This window comes from Arsenophonus endosymbiont of Crataerina pallida (assembly GCF_964020125.1).
Classification (GTDB): domain Bacteria; phylum Pseudomonadota; class Gammaproteobacteria; order Enterobacterales; family Enterobacteriaceae; genus Arsenophonus; species Arsenophonus nilaparvatae.
On sequence record NZ_OZ026540.1, the window covers coordinates 2,772,105 to 2,790,459 of the forward strand.

The following is an 18,355-nucleotide window of genomic DNA, read 5'->3' on the forward strand; positions in this document are numbered from 1 at the left end:
ATTTATTTTATGTGGTAAATTACAGAAGGAACCTTTAAAAACCGGTTGCGGTTTTTAAAGGTTCTTATAAATAAGGGGAATTTAATTAAGCGCTCCTTTATTAATAATCGTGCATAGAACACGTTCAAAGAATCTTTATTGAAACCGTCTATATAAAAAGCGGTATTGTTAACTACGACGAAAACTAAAGCCTATAAGCTTAAGGGATCACAATGCACAACGGCGTAATGAAGGACTGGCTAGATTCAAGTTTTCTAGCTGGTGCAAATCAGTCTTATATCGAACAGCTTTATGAAGACTATTTAATTGACCCTAATTCCGTTAATGCAGACTGGCGAGACTTTTTTAATAAACTACCAGGTGCAAGCTCCAACGGTGAATACTCCCATTCTCAAACACGTGAATATTTTCGTTCATTGGCGAAAGATTCTACACGTTATCAAACTTCGGTTAGTGATCCGTCTTTGGATGCGAAGCAAGTTAAAGTCCTCCAATTAATAAACGCCTTTCGTTTTAGAGGACATCAAAATGCAAATCTTGATCCATTAGAGCTTTGGAAACAAGAAACTGTACCTGATTTAGATCCTGCATTTCATGGTTTAACCGATGCTGATTTTGAAAAAACGTTTAATGTTGGTTCTTTTGCTATTGGCCAGGAAGCAATGAAATTAAGTGAGCTGTATACTGCACTGAAGCGTATTTATTGCGCTTCAATTGGTGCCGAATACATGCATATTACTATTACTGAAGAAAAACGTTGGATCCAACAGCGCCTAGAACTGGCAACGCCGGTTAGTCAACAATTTAGCAAACAAGAAAAGATCCGCTTCTTATCAGAATTAACTTCAGCTGAAGGATTAGAGCGCTATCTTGGGGCAAAATTTCCTGGTGCAAAACGTTTTTCTCTTGAAGGGGGTGATTCGCTCATTCCCATGTTAAAAGATTTGATCCGTTATGCAGGTCAACAGGATACGCGTGAAGTCGTATTGGGAATGGCGCACCGTGGGCGATTAAATGTTTTAGTTAACATTTTAGGTAAGCAACCAAAAGAGCTGTTTGATGAGTTTGCAGGTAAGCATAAAGATCATTTAGGTACTGGTGATGTTAAATATCATCAGGGCTTTTCTTCTGATTTTAAAACAGAAGGTGCTTTGGTTCATTTAGCCTTGGCTTTTAATCCATCACATTTAGAAATAGTTAGTCCAGTAGTCATCGGTTCTGTCCGTGCTCGTCGTGATCGTTTAGATGAAGGTCGTAGTAATATGGTACTGCCCATTACTATCCATGGTGATGCAGCGGTAACAGGCCAGGGAGTTGTTCAGGAAATGCTGAACATGTCTCAGGCTCGTGGTTATGAGGTTGGCGGTACAGTGCGGATCGTGGTTAATAATCAGATAGGTTTTACCACATCCAATCCTAAAGATGCACGTTCAACACAATATTGCACTGATATCATGAAAATGGTGCAAGCACCTATTTTTCATGTTAATGCCGATGATCCAGAAGCGGTTGCTTTTGTTACTCGATTGGCACTAGATTTTCGCAATAAATTTAAACGCGATGTGGTCATTGATTTAGTTTGCTATCGTCGCCATGGTCATAATGAGGCGGATGAGCCGAGTGCTACCCAACCAATTATGTATCAAAAAATTAAAAAACATGCGACACCGCGTAAAATTTATGCGGATAAATTGATAGCGGAAAAGACAGTTACTAGCGACGAAGTAACAGAAATGGTTAATCTTTACCGTGATAAGTTAGATCACGGTGATTGTGTCGTTGATGAATGGCGTCCAATGGGAACTGACTATTCGGTCTGGAAACCCTATTTAAATCATGAATGGAATGATGCTTACCCTGCTAAAGTTAAAAAGAAACGACTACAAGACTTAGCTAAACGTTTAAGTACTATTCCGGCAGAGATTGTCATGCAGCCTCGGGTTGAAAAAATTTACAGTGATCGCCTGGCAATGGCGAACGGTAAAAAATTGCTCGATTGGGGAGCAGCAGAAACTTTGGCTTATGCAACATTAGTTGATGAAGGGATACAAGTTCGTTTATCAGGTGAAGATGCCGGCCGAGGTACTTTTTTTCATCGTCATGCTGTTATTCATAATCAAACTAATGGTTCAGTTTACGTCCCGCTGGCTAATATACGTGAAAATCAAGGAATATTTGACGTCTGGGATTCCGTTTTGTCTGAAGAAGCGGTACTTGCTTTTGAATATGGTTATGCATCAGCCGAGCCACGGGTTTTGACTATTTGGGAAGCTCAGTTTGGTGATTTTGCTAATGTGGCGCAAGTAGTTATCGATCAGTTTATTAGTTCTGGTGAACAGAAATGGGGGCGATTGTGTGGATTGGTGATGCTGTTACCCCATGGTTATGAAGGACAAGGTCCAGAGCACTCCTCAGCCCGTTTAGAGCGTTATTTACAATTATGTGCGGAACAAAATATGCAAGTCTGTGTTCCGTCTACTCCAGCTCAGGTCTACCATATGCTCCGTCGTCAGATATTTCGTAATATGCGACGTCCATTGATTGTTATGTCACCCAAATCATTACTGCGTCATCCTCTTGCGGTTTCTAGTTTGGAAGAGTTAGCAAATGGTGAATTCCAGCCGATAATTAATGAAATTGATCCCATAGATGCGAAAAAGGTCAAACGTGTCGTTTTATGTTCAGGTAAAGTTTATTATGATCTACTTGAACAACGTCGTGAAAACAAACAAAAAAATATCGCTATCGTTCGTATTGAACAATTATACCCATTTCCCCATAAAGATTTAGAAACTACGCTCAAGCCTTATGCGCATGTTCGCGATTTTGTCTGGTGTCAAGAGGAACCTCTCAATCAGGGGGCATGGTACTGTAGTCAGCATAATATTCGGGAAGCAATTCCAAAAGGTTCATTATTAAGTTATGCGGGACGCCCCGCATCTGCTTCACCAGCCGTAGGCTACGCGTCTGTTCATCAAGAACAGCAAAAAGCATTGGTTGATGATGCACTAAAAATAAATAAATTAAAGGATAGAAAATGAGTAACATAGAAATTCTTGTTCCTGATCTTCCTGAATCTGTTGCAGATGCTACAGTTGCAACTTGGCACAAGAAACCAGGTGATCGGGTAGAGCGTGATGAAGTGTTAGTGGAAATTGAAACGGATAAAGTTGTACTTGAAGTACCAGCAGCAGATTCAGGTATTCTGGAATCAATTTTAGAAGAAGAGGGAGCTACTGTTTTATCAAAACAGCTATTGGGTCGCATACATCTTAGTGATAGTACCGGGATTCCGGCTGAGGTAAAAGAGACTACTGAGTCAGCACCAGCGAAACGCCAGACTGCTAGCCTTGAGGAAGAGAGTCATAGTGCACTAACACCGGCTGTCCGTCGTTTAATTGCAGAACATGATTTAAACCCGAGCAATATCAAAGGTAGCGGCGTAGGTGGGCGTATAACGCGTGATGATGTTGAGAAATATATTAAAAACCAATCAACAGCAAGCGAAAATAGATCGATTAAGCAACAGAATGACGCATCTACAACGCCATCATCAACTTCTTCTCATCGAAGTGAAAAACGGGTACCAATGACGCGTTTGCGTAAGCGTATAGCAGAGCGTTTACTGGAGGCAAAAAATAATACTGCCATGTTGACTACCTTTAATGAAGTTAACATGAAGCCTGTTTTTGATTTGCGTAAACATTATGGTGAAAGCTTTGAAAAGCGGCATGGTGTGCGTTTGGGTTTTATGTCTTTCTATGTGAAAGCAGTTGTTGAAGCCTTAAAGCGTTATCCTGAAGTGAACGCATCGATTGATGGTTCAGATGTGCTTTATCATAGTTATTTTGATATTAGTATTGCTGTTTCCACACCTAGAGGTTTAGTTACACCAGTATTACGTGATGCAGATGCGCTTAGCATGGCAGAAATTGAAAAGCGTATTAAAGAGTTGGCAGTTAAGGGGCGTGACGGCAAATTAACGGTTGAAGAATTGACCGGTGGAAACTTCACTATTACTAACGGTGGTGTTTTTGGCTCTTTAATGTCAACTCCGATCATTAATCCGCCGCAAAGTGCAATTTTAGGTATGCACGCAATCAAAGATCGGCCGATGGTAGTTGATGGTAAAATCGAAATCTTGCCAATGATGTATTTAGCACTTTCTTATGATCACTGTTTAATTGATGGACGTGAGTCTGTTAGCTTCTTGGTGACAATAAAGGACATGTTGGAAGATCCGGCTCGTTTATTGTTAGACGTCTAGATAACCAATTTAGAGTGAAGTTATTTACTCAGTCTGGAGCAAAGCTTGGTTAATTTTTTATTGACCAATGTTTAAATAAAAATATATAGAGAATTGTTAACTCTCTGTCAGGCTAAATTATGGATAGTGCATCATGAACTTACACGAATATCAGGCAAAACAACTGCTTGCGCATTATGGTTTGCCAGTACCGACAGGTTATGCTTGTAAAACAGCAAAAGAGGCAGAAGAAGCAACAACAAAATTGGGTAATAGTCCTTGGGTTGTAAAGTGTCAGGTACATGCTGGTGGTCGAGGCAAAGCGGGTGGCGTAAAAGTTGTTAATAATCGCGACGAAATCCGGTTATTTGCTGAAAAGTGGTTAGGAAAACGATTAGTGACTTACCAAACCGATTCCCATGGACAGCCCGTTAATCAAATTTTGGTAGAAGAAGCAACGGATATTGATAAAGAGCTTTATTTAGGTGCGGTGATAGATCGCGCCTCTCGTCGAATTGTCTTTATGGCATCGACTGAAGGTGGGGTCGAAATTGAAAAAGTTGCAGCAGAGACACCAGAACTTATTCATAAGGCTATTATTGATCCATTAACCGGCCCTATGCCTTATCAAGGACGCGAGCTTGCTTTTAAGCTAGGTTTGAGCGGCAAACAAGTCCAGCAGTTTACCCAAATATTTATCGGATTAGCGACAATTTTTCTCGAGCGTGATCTGGCTTTAATCGAGATTAATCCTCTCGTGATAACTAAGCAAGGGGATTTAATCTGTCTGGATGGCAAGCTTAGTGTGGATAGCAATGCACTATATCGCCAAGTAGAATTAAAGGAGATGTGTGATATTTCTCAGGAAGATCCCCGTGAAGCCCATGCGTCGGAGTGGGAATTAAACTATGTTGCTTTAGATGGCAATATTGGTTGTATGGTTAATGGTGCCGGTTTAGCTATGGGAACCATGGACATTGTGAAGTTACATGGCGGTGCTCCAGCTAATTTTCTTGATGTGGGTGGTGGGGCAACTAAAGAACGTGTAGCAGAAGCATTTAAAATTATCTTATCTGATGAAAATGTTAAAGCTGTTTTGGTCAATATTTTTGGTGGTATTGTTCGCTGCGATTTGATTGCTGATGGTATTATTGGAGCAGTTAAAGAAATTGGGGTAACAGTCCCGGTCATTGTTCGTCTTGAAGGCAATAATGCTGAGCTTGGTGCGCAAAAGTTAGCGGATAGTGGCCTAAAAATTACTGCTGCAACCAGCTTGACCGATGCGGCAGAAAAAGCAGTAGCAGCAGCGGAGGCGAAATAAGTAATGTCTATTTTAATTGATAAAAATACTAAAGTTATCTGCCAGGGATTTACAGGTAGCCAAGGAACTTTTCATTCAGAGCAGGCAATTGCTTATGGGACAAAAATGGTCGGTGGTGTAACGCCAGGTAAAGGTGGAACAACACATTTAGGATTACCTGTTTTCAATACAGTCCGTGAAGCTGTACAAGCAACAGGTGCAACCGCATCGGTTATTTATGTTCCTGCTCCATTTTGTAAAGATTCGATTCTTGAAGCTATCAATAGTGGTATCAAACTGATTATTGCCATTACCGAAGGGATCCCCACGTTAGATATGCTAACGGTGAAAGCAAAGCTAGATGAAACTGGGGTAAAAATGATAGGACCGAACTGTCCAGGTATTATTACCCCGGGTGAATGTAAGATTGGTATCCAACCTGGACATATTCATAAATCGGGTAAAGTAGGTATTGTATCGCGCTCTGGTACATTAACTTATGAAGCCGTTAAGCAGACAACTGATGCAGGATTAGGACAATCTACTTGTGTTGGTATTGGTGGTGATCCTATTCCGGGTTCAAATTTTATTGATATATTGAAACTATTCCAGGCAGATCCCCAAACTGAAGCTATCGTTATGATTGGTGAAATTGGTGGTACAGCGGAGGAAGAAGCGGCCACTTATATTAAACAACATATAACAAAACCGGTCGTTGCTTATATTGCCGGCGTAACAGCACCAAAAGGTAAGCGTATGGGGCATGCTGGCGCCATCATTGCTGGTGGCAAAGGTACTGCGGATGAAAAGTTTGCTGCATTAGAAGCAGCAGGTGTAAAAACTGTCCGTAGCTTAGCTGAGATTGGTGAAGCTGTTAAGCAATTAGTGACTAGTAAATAACTTGATTTCGACTATGATTAGTAAAAGCCACTCATAGATAGTGGCTTTTTTTATGTTTAGGCCGTGAGTAATGCTGGTAAACTTGATTTTTTCGATATTAAAAGTGGCATTATGTGGATTAAAAATATCCTATTGATGGTTTTTTTAATAGCGTTTTGGCGAGTTTTCCCAAGTCAACAACAAGTACATGGTTAAAATGAATTATTGCCTATTTTCTTGGCATGAACAAAACAATAAACAGCTATTTAATATATTGATGACTTTAATAAAAATTGATTTAAATCAAACAATAAAATAGGTTTTATTTATTTTTTCGATGAAATTGATCGTTGATCAAATTTAGTCAGTATTTAAATGTAGCGGTATGTTGATTTAATCGCAAAATTTCAATCTTAATCGTATTAAATCTATTTATTATAAGTGTATATAAGCGTACTATTATTAAGATGTTTGTTGTATTTTGATAAATTTTTTATCGTTATTTTAAGATGTATAAAGCTGGTAGTTATGAGGCTTTCATCTTTTGCATTATGAAAGTCAGGTCGCCGCAAGTCGGTGTCTTCCTGCTAGGAGCAAGGAGTCAAGATGTTTGATATTGTCGAACTGTCCCGGTTACAGTTTGCCTTAACTGCAATGTATCATTTCCTGTTTGTACCATTAACACTTGGTATGTCGTTTTTACTAGCGATAATGGAAACGGTGTATGTCATTTCAGGTAAACAGATATATAAAGATATGACAAAATTCTGGGGTAAGTTATTTGCTATTAACTTTGCCTTAGGTGTTGCAACAGGTTTGACCATGGAATTCCAATTCGGGACTAACTGGTCATATTATTCACATTATGTTGGTGATATTTTTGGTGCGCCATTGGCAATTGAAGGATTAATGGCGTTCTTCCTGGAGTCAACATTTGTTGGTTTATTTCTTTTTGGCTGGGATCGTTTAAGTAAAACCCAACATTTAGCTAGCACATGGCTGGTTGCGTTAGGTTCTAATTTCTCTGCGCTGTGGATCTTAGTTGCTAATGGTTGGATGCAAAACCCGATTGCGTCTGATTTTAACTTTGAAAGCATGCGGATGGAAATGCTCAGTTTTTCAGAATTAGTTTTAAATCCCGTGGCACAAGTTAAATTTGTTCATACCGTTGCCGCTGGCTATTGTACAGGTGCCATGTTCGTCTTAGGCATCAGTGCTTATTACTTACTTAGAGGCCGTGATCGACCTTTTGCTAAACGCTCTTTCGCAATAGCGGCAAGCTTTGGTATTGCTTCAGTACTATCTGTTATTGTTTTGGGTGATGAATCTGGCTATGAAATGGGTGATGTTCAGAAGACCAAGTTAGCCGCCATTGAAGCTGAATGGGAAACCCAACCGCCGCCGGCTTCATTTAATCTTATTGCTGTGCCAAATAGCGAAAAAATGAAAAATGAATTCGCAGTAGAAATTCCATGGTTAATGGGAATTATCACTACCCGTTCTATTGATACCCCGGTTTTGGGTTTAAAAGATTTAATGACGCAACATGAAGTTCGTATCCGCAATGGTATGAATGCCTATGCTCTGTTAAAAAAATTACAAGCTGGTGATAATGATCCTGCTATACGAAAAGCATTTGATGCGAATAAAAAAGATCTTGGTTATGGATTGTTGTTAAAGCGCTATACACCTAATGTTATTGATGCCAGCGAAGAACATATTAAAGCGGCCGCTAAAGATAGTATTCCTAAAGTCGGGCCTCTATTCTGGGCATTTCGCATTATGGTGGCTTGCGGTTTCTTAATGTTACTTATTTTTGCTTTATCATTCTGGTCTGTTATTCGTAACCGCATTGGTGAGAAAAAATGGCTTTTACGTTTAGCCATGTTTGGTATTCCATTACCATGGATTGCCGTTGAAGCAGGTTGGTTTGTTGCTGAATATGGTCGTCAACCGTGGGCAATTGGTGAAATTTTACCGACAGCGGTTGCACATTCATCATTAAGTAGTGCAGATCTACTTTTCTCGATGGGGCTAATATGTGGTCTGTATACTTTGTTCTTGGTTATTGAATTGTTCCTAATGTTCAAATTTGCACGTAAAGGGCCGAGTAGTCTTAAAACAGGTCGTTATCATTATGAGCAACAAAATATTTCAGCCCAAGACGCTTAGTAAACAGGAGTCCATTCATGTTTGATTATGAAGTTCTAAGATTTATATGGTGGCTACTGATTGGTGTGTTGCTGATCGGTTTTGCCGTGACCGATGGTTTTGATATGGGTGTTGGTATCTTATTGCCATTTATGGGAAAAACTGATACTGAGCGTCGGATCATGATCAATTCAATCGCACCTCATTGGGATGGTAATCAGGTTTGGTTAGTAACTGCTGGTGGTGCACTATTTGCGGCTTGGCCGATGGTTTACGCTGCGGCATTCTCAGGTTTTTATGTTGCCATGATATTAGTCTTGGCTGCACTATTTTTCAGACCGGTAGGTTTTGATTATCGTTCTAAGCTTGAAAATTCCAAATGGCGCAATATGTGGGATCGTGGCATATTTATTGGTAGCTTTGTTCCTCCTTTGATCATTGGTGTTGCTTTTGGTAATTTACTACAGGGCGTTCCTTTTACAGTTAATGACCTATTGTATTTGAATTATACCGGGACTTTCTTTGGTTTACTCAATCCTTATGGCTTATTAGCAGGCATTATTTCTATTATGATGATAATCACCCAAGGCGCGACTTATCTCCAAATGCGCACGCTAGGTGAATTACATCTACGTTCACGTAATATCACTTATATCACCGCCTTTTTCACCTTAATTACTTTTGCTGGAGCTGGTTTTTGGTTGATATATGGAATTGATGGTTATGCGATTAAAAGTACAATCGATACCTACGCTGTTTCTAATCCGTTACATAAAGAAGTAGCAAAAGAAGCAGGGGCATGGTTGGTTAATTTTAATAATAATCCAGGACTATGGACATTACCGGCACTTGGCTTATTTTTTCCAATACTGACTATCCTATTTACCAAGCTTGATAAAGCAGGATGGGCATTTTTATTTTCATCACTGACAATTGCTTGTATTATTTTAACTTTCGGTATTAGTATGTTCCCATTCATTATGCCTTCAAATATACAGCCTAATGCCAGTTTGACGATTTGGGATGCCACGTCGAGCTTATTTACATTGCAAGTGATGACAGTTGTTGCCATCATTTTTGTGCCAATTATATTGGCGTATACTACCTGGTGTTATTACAAAATGTTTGGTCGAATTGACAAAACGCATATTGAAAATAACAAACATTCATTATATTAAGGAGCGAATGGCATGTGGTATTTTGCTTGGATTTTAGGAACGCTTCTTGCCTGTAGTTTCGCTGTCATTGCAGCTCTGGCTATCGAACAGGTTGAGGCTAATGCTGCTAACAAAGCTAAACATACTGGTGAATGATAATGGTAGATAAAATCTACTCATCAATGCATAAGGGTCCGTTTCGGATCCTTATTCTCTTTATGGCATTTGCCATGGCTTTTTGTGTGATCTGGGATCCAACCTTATTTGCCTCAAATACCAGTTCTCTTGCTATATGGCAGGGGTTATTGCTTATTTGGGCAACATGTAGTGGGATAATTTTTGGTATTGGGTTTTTACCTAAAAATGCGTTTTGGCGTTATCTTTTTCATCCTTTACCTGCTGTTTTGATCCTAGCTTGTGGACTATTTTATTTCTTTCGTATTAGTTTCATTTCATAAGATAAGTTTATATTTCACTATTTTTTTGTAACTTTATTTATAAATCATTCCAATAGATGATTCACTTAAGTATAGTGACGGGTAATTTATTGATAGCAAGGGGAGTAAAAATATGCTGTTTTGCTGGCCTATCCGTATTTATTATGAGGATACTGATGCGGGAGGTGTAGTTTATCATGCTCGTTATGCGCATTTTTTTGAACGTGCGAGAACGGAAATGTTGCGAGAAAAAGGATTTGAACAGCAGAAATTACGAAAAGAAAATTTAGCTTTTGTCGTACGTAAAATGACAATTGACTATTTACACCCCGCTAAATTGGATGATTTATTGACCGTTGAAACCGCAATTAGCTATGTTCAACTTACATCATTGGCTTTTTTTCAACGGTTAATTAATCAGCAAGGGAAAGAAATTTGCACAGCAGAAATAGTTATTGTTTCAATTGATACATTTAAAATGAAGCCAACTAGGCTTCCTGAGTCTATTGTCGCGGAGTTTAAGCAGTGACTGACATGAATATCTTAGATTTATTCTTAAAAGCGAGTTTTTTGGTTCAACTTATCATGTTGATTCTAATAGGATTCTCTATTGCTTCTTGGGCAATTATTATTCAACGAAGCAAAATTTTAAATGCCGCAACCCGAGAAACGGAAGCTTTTGAGGATCGTTTTTGGTCTGGTATTGAGCTATCGCGTCTCTATAAAGAATGTCAGGATCGGCGTGATGCATTAACGGGAGCAGAACAGATTTTCTATTCTGGATTTAAAGAGTTTGCTCGTTTACGTCAAGCCAATCTTCATACACCAGAAGCGGTGATGAATGGTGCTTCTAGAGCTATGCGAATATCGATGAATCGTGAGTTAGAATCATTAGAGACGCATATTCCCTTTTTAGGTACTGTAGGATCAATGAGCCCCTATATTGGATTATTTGGTACCGTTTGGGGAATTATGCATGCTTTCATTGCATTAGGCTCGGTTAAACAGGCAACATTACAAATGGTCGCCCCGGGTATTGCTGAAGCGTTAATTGCAACGGCAATCGGCTTGTTTGCGGCCATTCCAGCTGTGATGGCATATAACCGACTAAACCAGCGGGTCAATAAATTGGATCAAAGTTATGACAATTTTATGGAAGAATTTTTAGCCATCCTGCATCGTCAAGCTTTTGCTTCTGAAAAGCAATAAATGCGGAGAACAGAAAGATGGCACGGACTCGACATAGGCGTGAACTGAAATCTGAAATTAACATCGTTCCTTTATTGGATGTACTGTTAGTATTGTTATTGATTTTTATGGCAACGGCGCCGATTATCTCGCAAAGTGTGAAAGTGGAATTACCCGATGCGACTCAATCAAAAATTGTGTCAGGTAGTGATAATCCACCGATTATTCTTGAAGTCTCTGGAGTAGGGCAATACAGTGTCATTATTGATGGCCATCGAGAAGAGCTTTTACCGCCAGAACAGATTGCAGCAATAACAAAAGCCGCATTGGCAAAAAATCCGCAGGCCATTTTTTTAATTGGTGGCGCTAAAGATGTACTATACGAAGAAGTTATTAAAGCGCTGAATATACTTCATCAAGCTGGCATCAAATCGGTTGGTTTTATGACTCAGCCTATTTGATGTAATTGCATAATTACTTGTTTGGAAATCTGTTGTGAGAAAGACAAAAGAGCAAAAAAATAAATTGAGTCGCTCTGTGGTACTCTCTATTATATTCCACGTTTTGTTATTTGGTTTTATTATTTTGGGTTCATTGGATGAAATTATTAAGCTTGGTGGCGGTGGTCAAGGCGGTGAAGTGGTTGATGCGATCATGGTTGATCCCGGCGTAGTAATAGAACAGTATAACCAGCTGCAACGGCAGCAAAATAGTGCCAAACAAGCCGATGCTGAGCGAAAAAAACGTATTCAACAGCAAGAAGAAGAACTCCGAAAACAGCAGGAAGAAGAACAAAAACGCTTAAAAATGGTTGAAGAGGAGCGTATAAAAATAGCAAGAGAAGCCGAGCAGCAACGCAAGCAAGCAGAAGAAGCGGCGCAGAAAGCCAAGGAGCAACAGAAAATTGCTGAAGAAGCGGCGGCTAAAGCTAAAGCAGAACAAGAACGGCTAATAAAAGAGCAGGCAGAGGCGAAAGCTGAAGCTCAAGCTAAAAAAGAAGCTGAAATAGCTAGGGCTAAAGCACAAGCAGAGGCAAAAGAAAAAGCCGCTAAGGCGCTGGCAGCTAAGAAAAAAGCAGATGCGGCTAAACAGGCTGCTACGGTTGACTCTCTGCTTGGTGGATTAACTGCCCAACAACCAACTCAGCAAACGGGAGGTGCAGCAGCAGCGGGTCAAGGAGGAAATAGAAAAAGCGGGGCATCCAGTTCGGATGTGGCTAATTATGCAGGTAAGATCAAAGCCGCAATTGAAAGCAAATTTTATGATGCTGATATTTATCGCGGTAAAACATGCGAATTAAGCATAAAACTCGCTCCTGACGGCATGTTAATTAGTATTGCAGCTAAAAGTAATACAGCAAATGATCAACCACTCTGTGACGCAGCGATACGTGCAGCCAAAACAGCGACAATGCCTAAACCGCCTAGTCGTAGTATTTATGATGCATTTAATGAACAGGGAAGTACTTTAGTATTCAAGCCTTAGTTAATGAATGTTATGAATAGTATAAGGCTAGGAAAATTAACAAAAGTTTTTCAGTTATCTGGTTTTGTGCATTCACCTTTGTTAATATTCAAATTAATTATTACGGACGTGGATACGTGATAAGGGAGAAAAAATGAAGCAGGCATTTAAATTATTATTAGGTTTTCTAATATTATGGGCGGCATGTGCTCAGGCAGAAATTCGGATTGAAATTACCCAAGGTATCAATACTGCACAGCCTATTGCTATTGTGCCTTTTAAATGGACTGGAACTGGTACTTTACCCGATGATGTAGGACAAATTGTTGCTGCAGATTTACGCAATAGCGGTAAATTTAATCCTATTGATCCCAGTCATATGCCTCAACAACCAACTACCGCATCGGAAGTCACACCGAATGTTTGGACGGCATTAGGTATTAATGCAGTTGTTGTTGGTCAGGTACAACCGGCTGCTGATGGTCAGTACATTATTAGTTATCAACTGGTTGATGTGGTGAATTCTCCTGGCGCAGTATTGACGCAAAACCAATTAAAAGTGGCAGCCAAATGGCTACGCTATGCGGCACATACTATTAGTGATGAAGTCTTAGCTAAATTAACCGGTATTCGAGGTGCATTTCGTACACGTATCGCTTACGTGGTTAAAACTAATGGTGGAAAGTTTCCTTATGAATTAAGGGTCTCAGATTATGATGGTTATAATCAATTTACTGTCCACCGCTCGCCTGAACCGCTGATGTCGCCAGCTTGGTCGGCTGATGGTGAAAAATTAGCTTATGTAACCTTTGAAAGTGGTAGTTCAGCATTAGTTATGCAAACGTTAGCGACAGGCGAAGTCCGCCAGATTGCTGCTTTCCTGCGTCATAATGGTGCTCCTACCTTCTCCCCCGATGGAAGCAAGCTTGCTTTTGCCCTGTCAAAGAGCGGAAGTTTAAATCTTTATGTAATGGACTTGGCCAGTGGTCAAACTCGCCAAATAACAGATGGTCGTAGTAACAATACTGAACCTAGTTGGATGCCAGACAGCCAAACGCTGATTTATACTTCTGATCAAGCAGGGCGTCCACAAATATACAAACTAAATATTAATGGTGGTGTGCCAGAGCGTATTACTTGGGAAGGCAACCAAAACCAGGATCCAAGCGTCAGCCCTGATGGTAAATTTATGGTAATGGTCAACTCGAGTAATGGTAAACAGCACATTGCTAAACAGGATCTGGCAACGGGTAACGTTGAATATTTGACGGATACGTTTCTGGATGAAACGCCGAGTATCGCACCTAATGGTACTATGGTAATTTATAGTGCCTCACAAGGATTAGGTACTGTATTACACCTGGTGTCAACGGATGGGCGTTTCAAAGCGCGTCTACCGGCGACTGATGGAAAGGTTAAATTTCCTGCCTGGTCGCCGTATTTGTGATGCATAATAATAAGTATGGCAATAATAATTAAAGGATCGAACAAGATGCAATTGAATAAAGTGCTTAAAGGGCTAATGTTAGCGTTACCTATGATAGCCGTTGCAGCATGTAGCTCAAAAAAAGGCAATGACAAAACGGGTGCTGAAAACAATGTAGCAGATAGCAATGCTAGCTTGACAGCTGAGCAACTTGCTAGTCAGCAAATGCAAGAATTGCAAAGTAACAACATTGTTTACTTTGGTTTTGATAAGTATGATGTTACCCCAGAATATGCACAGCTGTTAGATCAACATGCAACTTTCCTACGCGGTAACCCTTCAGTTAAGATTACTGTGGAAGGGCATACTGATGAAAAGGGTACACCAGAGTATAATATTGCACTTGGTGAGCGCCGTGCTAATGCTGTGAAAATATATTTGCAGAGTAAAGGCGTAAACGGTGAGCAAATTGCTATCGTATCTTATGGTAAGGAAAAATCGGCTATACAAGGTAATGACGAATCGGCATATGCCAAAAATCGTCGTGCGATACTTGTGTATTAAGAGTATTATATGAACAGTAACTTCAGACATCTTTATTTGAGTCTGTCGTTATTGGTTGGCGTAGCGGCTCCAGTAGTCGCTACCGCCCAAGCGCCAATCATTAATGTCGGCTCAGGTTCTACAAGTGATCGTCTAATGCAAATTGAGACAGCGGTCAATTCTCAAGGGCAGTTATTATATAAAATTCAGCAGCAGTTATCGGATGCTCAGCGGGACATTGATACATTGCGTGGTCAAATTCAGGAAAACCAATATCAATTAAGTCAAGTTATTGAGCGGCAAAAAGATCTCTATACGCAGTTGGATTCATTGACGACTGGTGCAAATAAAGTCAAGGCAAGTATCGACAGTAGTAATAATGCTGTTGTCACGGCTAAACCAGCGAATGAAAAAGCTGAGTATGATGCAGCCGTTGCACTTGCAATAAAGAGCAAATCTAAACTGCAGATTGCGCAGGCAATTAGTTCTTTTCAGCATTTTATCAAAACTTACCCTAAATCTAATTATCAGCCTAATGCGAATTATTGGCTTGGACAATTAAATTATAATCAGGGAAACAAAGATGATGCGGCTTTTTATTTTGCTACCGTTGTTAAAAATTACCCTAATTCAGCCAAAGGGGCAGAATCTCTTTATAAAGTAGGGTTACTGATGCAAGAAAAAGGGCAAAATGATAAAGCACGTGTTGTTTATCAACAGGTGATTAAAGCATATCCTAGTAGCCCTAGTGCGAAATTGGCAGAAAAGAAATTAGCGTCACTCTAATGAATAACCCCGAAGTATTTATTGCTATCTATTTCGGGGATAATTGTATGATTAATAAACATTTAAATGCTTTCGGTAAAAAAAACATTGCACCCTTAGCAAAAATAAGTAATATACTCCGCCATCACCTCAGGTAACTTCAGATGGGTCGTTAGCTCAGTCGGTAGAGCAGTTGACTTTTAATCAATTGGTCACAGGTTCGAATCCTGTACGACCCACCATCTAACAATATCTTGTTACTTTCCAAAGAAACAGAAATAACACATAGCACTGTGAGTACAGGATGAGAAGCTGTGTAGGTTCGAGCCGAGCGAAGCGAGACAGCGTTGTGCGAAGTACAACGACCCGAAGGGCGAGGCCGTAGGCCGAGTTATCCTGTACGACCCACCATCTAATAATATCTTGTTACTTTCCAAAGAAACGGAAATAACACATAGCACTGTGAGTACAGGATGAGAAGCTGTGTAGGTTCGAGCCGAGCGAAGCGAGACAGCGTTGTGCGAAGCACAACGACCCGAAGGGCGAGGCCGTAGGCCGAGTTATCCTGTACGACCCACCATCGAAAGATATTCGGACTATTTCTGTCAAAAGCTAATTTCATGTTATCTGTTTTATTTTACTGTACATACAGAATATAGATGAAAAATAGTATTCATTTTTAATACAACCAAATGGATAAATAGGTTATTGAGAACAATTTGATAGTAAAAATTAAGCGACAAAATTTTAAATATTAATTATCTTGTTTAGTGTACGAAACAAAATTAGCAAATAAATAGTTTTTTGGCTAAAAACTATCGTTTAAAACATTAAATACTAAACATAAGAGTGCAAAATGCCTAATTTTATCGATTTCAATTTAGCTAGCTACCCATTTCCTGTTAAATCAGCGCCTTTGACGGATAATGAAAAAAAACATTGTAAACGGTCTATTAAGCTATTGTTGGAAAAAAGAAATGCGGTTATAGTCGCGCATTATTATACCGATCCTGATGTTCAAGCTCTGACCGAAGAAACTGGTGGGTGTGTAGCAGATTCACTGGAAATGGCACGTTTTGGCTCACGACATTCTGCATCGACTTTAATTGTCGCTGGCGTTAGATTTATGGGTGAAACGGCTAAGATCTTAAATCCTGAAAAGACAATATTAATGCCTACATTGAAAGCGGAGTGCTCATTAGACTTAGGTTGTCCTGCAAAGCCGTTTGCTGAATTTTGTGATCAACACCCAGAGCGAACGGTGGTTGTTTATGCTAATACTTCTGCGGCGGTTAAGGCTAGAGCTGACTGGGTTGTAACTTCCAGTATTGCAGTTGAATTAATTGACTATTTAGATAGTCAAGGGCAAAAAATTATCTGGGCGCCGGATCGTCATTTAGGTAATTATGTACAAAGAAAAACCGGGGCAGATATGCTTTGCTGGCAAGCTGCTTGTATTGTACATGATGAATTCAAAATTCAAGCCTTGCAGAAAATGAAAATGTTGTATCCTAATGCGGCAATATTAGCGCATCCAGAATCCCCTGCAGCGGTTGTTGATTTAGCGGATGCAGTTGGCTCAACCGGTCAATTGATTCAAGCTGCACAAAACTTGCCTAATCAGCAAATAATTGTGGCAACGGATAAAAGTATTTTTTATAAAATGCAGCAAGCATGTCCAGAGAAATCATTTTATATTGCACCAACGGCAGGTGAAGGTGCGTCCTGCCGGACTTGTGCACATTGTCCTTGGATGGCAATGAATAGCTTAAAAACTATAGAACAAGGACTAAAAAAAGAGGGTGAATTACATGAAATATCGATTAATGATGAATTAAGAGAGAGCATTGAAACCTTTGGAGCGGATGTTGTCGTTTGCTGCTAACATTAAGTAGCTGAATTATAAGTGTTAATAGGGTAATAGGAATGGAGTTTTTCAATACTAGTAATACTATGGTACATATTGCTCTTGGCAGCAATGGTTATAATTTATCTTATATTGAAGCCGTGGCAACAGTAGCTGGATTTTTATGTATTTGGCTTGCCAGTCAGGAAAAAATTATCAATTATCTTTTTGGTCTGATAAACGTTACATTATTTGCGGTTATCTTTTTTCAAATACAATTGTATGCAAGCCTGTTGTTACAAATTTTCTTTTTCGCAGCGAATACCTATGGTTGGTACGCTTGGAGTCGAGTAGATGCTTATCATGAAGCAAGTCTTAAGATCCGCTGGATGAGTTTTTCAAAAGTAGTGGTAACGCTATTTATCGCCATTATTTTAACGCTGCTATTAAGTTTTAACATTGATAAAGTGTTTATTTTTCTTGCCCACGTTACTTGGGACATTGCTCATTTATTAGGTTTTTATCTTGAACCTGTACAAATAGAACCCAATGCATTTCCTTTTTGGGATTCAACAATGATGGTATTATCAATTATTGCGATGATATTAATGACACGAAAGTATGCTGAAAGCTGGTTACTGTGGATCATTATCAATGTTATTAGTGTTGTTATTTTCTACTTACAAGGTATTTTAGCAATGTCATTTGAATATTTGATGCTACTTGGAATTTCAATCAATGGTTTTCGCCTTTGGAGTCGGTCAGCTAAAGAAAATGGTTCAATATTTTTAGCAGGTTAATAGTTATTTACATTGGCATAACAGTATGATTTTAAAAAAATTAACAATCTTTATATCATATTATATATTGCCATTAAATATTTATAATATAAGTATGAGTATATATTTACACTTTTATCACTAGAGGTTAAATTGAGTTCATCTTTTATTTTT

16 protein-coding genes, 1 tRNA gene, 2 other RNA genes and 1 pseudogene are annotated in these 18,355 nt (G+C 39.3%); all 20 read left to right on the forward strand.

All coding sequences use genetic code 11. The annotated features are described in order from the left end of the window. The first annotated feature begins 212 nt into the window (after positions 1-212). The 20 genes and pseudogenes from sucA (at position 213) to pnuC (ending at position 18,202) form a co-directional block, all read left to right on the forward strand. Positions 213-3,041 (forward strand): 2-oxoglutarate dehydrogenase E1 component, encoded by a 2,829-nt coding sequence (gene sucA, locus AACL31_RS14845; RefSeq protein ID WP_310513320.1) that lies wholly within the window; start codon positions 213-215, stop codon positions 3,039-3,041. Further along, positions 3,038-4,267 (forward strand): 2-oxoglutarate dehydrogenase complex dihydrolipoyllysine-residue succinyltransferase, encoded by a 1,230-nt coding sequence (gene odhB, locus AACL31_RS14850; RefSeq protein ID WP_310513319.1) that lies wholly within the window; start codon positions 3,038-3,040, stop codon positions 4,265-4,267. Before sucA ends, odhB begins: the two co-directional genes overlap by 4 nt. 133 nt (positions 4,268-4,400) lie before the next feature. Then, positions 4,401-5,567, forward strand: a complete 1,167-nt coding sequence (gene sucC / locus AACL31_RS14855) for an ADP-forming succinate--CoA ligase subunit beta (protein WP_310513318.1) — start codon at positions 4,401-4,403, stop codon at positions 5,565-5,567. Between the two features lie 3 nt (positions 5,568-5,570). Continuing rightward, positions 5,571-6,446 carry a succinate--CoA ligase subunit alpha gene (sucD, locus tag AACL31_RS14860; RefSeq protein ID WP_310513317.1) on the forward strand — a complete coding sequence of 292 codons (876 nt, stop codon included), beginning with the start codon at positions 5,571-5,573 and terminating at the stop codon, positions 6,444-6,446. A gap of 585 nt (positions 6,447-7,031) precedes the next feature. Continuing rightward, on the forward strand, positions 7,032-8,597 hold the full coding sequence (cydA, locus tag AACL31_RS14865; RefSeq protein ID WP_310513316.1) for a cytochrome ubiquinol oxidase subunit I: 1,566 nt from the start codon (positions 7,032-7,034) through the stop codon (positions 8,595-8,597). Positions 8,598-8,614: 17 nt separating this feature from the next. After that, positions 8,615-9,754, forward strand: coding sequence for a cytochrome d ubiquinol oxidase subunit II (gene cydB, locus AACL31_RS14870; RefSeq protein ID WP_310513315.1), 1,140 nt, complete (start codon positions 8,615-8,617; stop codon positions 9,752-9,754). A 12-nt stretch (positions 9,755-9,766) separates the two neighbouring features. Further along, a complete protein-coding gene (cydX, locus tag AACL31_RS14875; protein WP_063657031.1) occupies positions 9,767-9,889 on the forward strand; it encodes a cytochrome bd-I oxidase subunit CydX in 123 nt (40 codons plus the stop codon). A gap of 2 nt (positions 9,890-9,891) precedes the next feature. Continuing rightward, positions 9,892-10,191 (forward strand): cyd operon protein YbgE, encoded by a 300-nt coding sequence (gene ybgE / locus AACL31_RS14880; RefSeq protein WP_310509854.1) that lies wholly within the window; start codon positions 9,892-9,894, stop codon positions 10,189-10,191. A 112-nt stretch (positions 10,192-10,303) separates the two neighbouring features. Then, the gene (gene ybgC, locus AACL31_RS14885) at positions 10,304-10,699 is read left to right on the forward strand and encodes a tol-pal system-associated acyl-CoA thioesterase (protein WP_310513314.1); all 396 of its coding nucleotides are present in this window, start codon (positions 10,304-10,306) and stop codon (positions 10,697-10,699) included. Then, positions 10,696-11,379, forward strand: coding sequence for a Tol-Pal system protein TolQ (gene tolQ, locus AACL31_RS14890; protein ID WP_310513313.1), 684 nt, complete (start codon positions 10,696-10,698; stop codon positions 11,377-11,379). The genes ybgC and tolQ overlap by 4 nt, the downstream gene beginning before the upstream one ends. 17 nt (positions 11,380-11,396) lie before the next feature. Further along, positions 11,397-11,819 (forward strand): colicin uptake protein TolR, encoded by a 423-nt coding sequence (tolR, locus tag AACL31_RS14895; protein ID WP_310513312.1) that lies wholly within the window; start codon positions 11,397-11,399, stop codon positions 11,817-11,819. A gap of 34 nt (positions 11,820-11,853) precedes the next feature. Continuing rightward, on the forward strand, positions 11,854-12,843 hold the full coding sequence (tolA, locus tag AACL31_RS14900) for a cell envelope integrity protein TolA (protein WP_339053311.1): 990 nt from the start codon (positions 11,854-11,856) through the stop codon (positions 12,841-12,843). 133 nt (positions 12,844-12,976) lie between these two features. Continuing rightward, positions 12,977-14,269 carry a Tol-Pal system beta propeller repeat protein TolB gene (gene tolB, locus AACL31_RS14905; protein WP_310513310.1) on the forward strand — a complete coding sequence of 431 codons (1,293 nt, stop codon included), beginning with the start codon at positions 12,977-12,979 and terminating at the stop codon, positions 14,267-14,269. 45 nt (positions 14,270-14,314) lie between these two features. After that, complete coding sequence (gene pal, locus AACL31_RS14910) at positions 14,315-14,812, forward strand: peptidoglycan-associated lipoprotein Pal (protein WP_310513309.1); 498 nt, start codon at positions 14,315-14,317, stop codon at positions 14,810-14,812. A gap of 9 nt (positions 14,813-14,821) precedes the next feature. Next, a complete protein-coding gene (gene ybgF, locus AACL31_RS14915; protein WP_310513308.1) occupies positions 14,822-15,577 on the forward strand; it encodes a tol-pal system protein YbgF in 756 nt (251 codons plus the stop codon). A gap of 145 nt (positions 15,578-15,722) precedes the next feature. After that, a tRNA-Lys gene (locus AACL31_RS14920) sits at positions 15,723-15,798 on the forward strand. 41 nt (positions 15,799-15,839) lie between these two features. Beyond that, positions 15,840-15,967: non-coding RNA, RtT sRNA (locus AACL31_RS14925), on the forward strand. A 41-nt stretch (positions 15,968-16,008) separates the two neighbouring features. Continuing rightward, positions 16,009-16,136: non-coding RNA, RtT sRNA (locus tag AACL31_RS14930), on the forward strand. Positions 16,137-16,412: 276 nt separating this feature from the next. Next, positions 16,413-17,451, forward strand: a pseudogene (gene nadA / locus AACL31_RS14935) (quinolinate synthase NadA). Positions 17,452-17,482: 31 nt separating this feature from the next. Continuing rightward, positions 17,483-18,202 (forward strand): nicotinamide riboside transporter PnuC, encoded by a 720-nt coding sequence (pnuC, locus tag AACL31_RS14940; protein WP_310513307.1) that lies wholly within the window; start codon positions 17,483-17,485, stop codon positions 18,200-18,202. The last annotated feature ends 153 nt before the right edge of the window (positions 18,203-18,355 follow it).

Excerpts from the sequence above, each read along its gene's own strand:
- sucC (WP_310513318.1), top strand. The coding sequence starts at position 4,401 with ATGAACTTACACGAATATCAGGCAAAACAACTGCTTGCGCATTATGGT.
- tolB (WP_310513310.1), top strand. The coding sequence starts at position 12,977 with ATGAAGCAGGCATTTAAATTATTATTAGGTTTTCTAATATTATGGGCG.
- cydB (WP_310513315.1), top strand. The coding sequence starts at position 8,615 with ATGTTTGATTATGAAGTTCTAAGATTTATATGGTGGCTACTGATTGGT.
- sucA (WP_310513320.1), top strand. The coding sequence starts at position 213 with ATGCACAACGGCGTAATGAAGGACTGGCTAGATTCAAGTTTTCTAGCT.
- ybgF (WP_310513308.1), top strand. The coding sequence starts at position 14,822 with ATGAACAGTAACTTCAGACATCTTTATTTGAGTCTGTCGTTATTGGTT.
- sucD (WP_310513317.1), top strand. The coding sequence starts at position 5,571 with ATGTCTATTTTAATTGATAAAAATACTAAAGTTATCTGCCAGGGATTT.
- cydX (WP_063657031.1), top strand. The coding sequence starts at position 9,767 with ATGTGGTATTTTGCTTGGATTTTAGGAACGCTTCTTGCCTGTAGTTTC.
- tolR (WP_310513312.1), top strand. The coding sequence starts at position 11,397 with ATGGCACGGACTCGACATAGGCGTGAACTGAAATCTGAAATTAACATC.
- odhB (WP_310513319.1), top strand. The coding sequence starts at position 3,038 with ATGAGTAACATAGAAATTCTTGTTCCTGATCTTCCTGAATCTGTTGCA.
- ybgC (WP_310513314.1), top strand. The coding sequence starts at position 10,304 with ATGCTGTTTTGCTGGCCTATCCGTATTTATTATGAGGATACTGATGCG.
- pnuC (WP_310513307.1), top strand. The coding sequence starts at position 17,483 with ATGGAGTTTTTCAATACTAGTAATACTATGGTACATATTGCTCTTGGC.
- pal (WP_310513309.1), top strand. The coding sequence starts at position 14,315 with ATGCAATTGAATAAAGTGCTTAAAGGGCTAATGTTAGCGTTACCTATG.
- cydA (WP_310513316.1), top strand. The coding sequence starts at position 7,032 with ATGTTTGATATTGTCGAACTGTCCCGGTTACAGTTTGCCTTAACTGCA.
- ybgE (WP_310509854.1), top strand. The coding sequence starts at position 9,892 with ATGGTAGATAAAATCTACTCATCAATGCATAAGGGTCCGTTTCGGATC.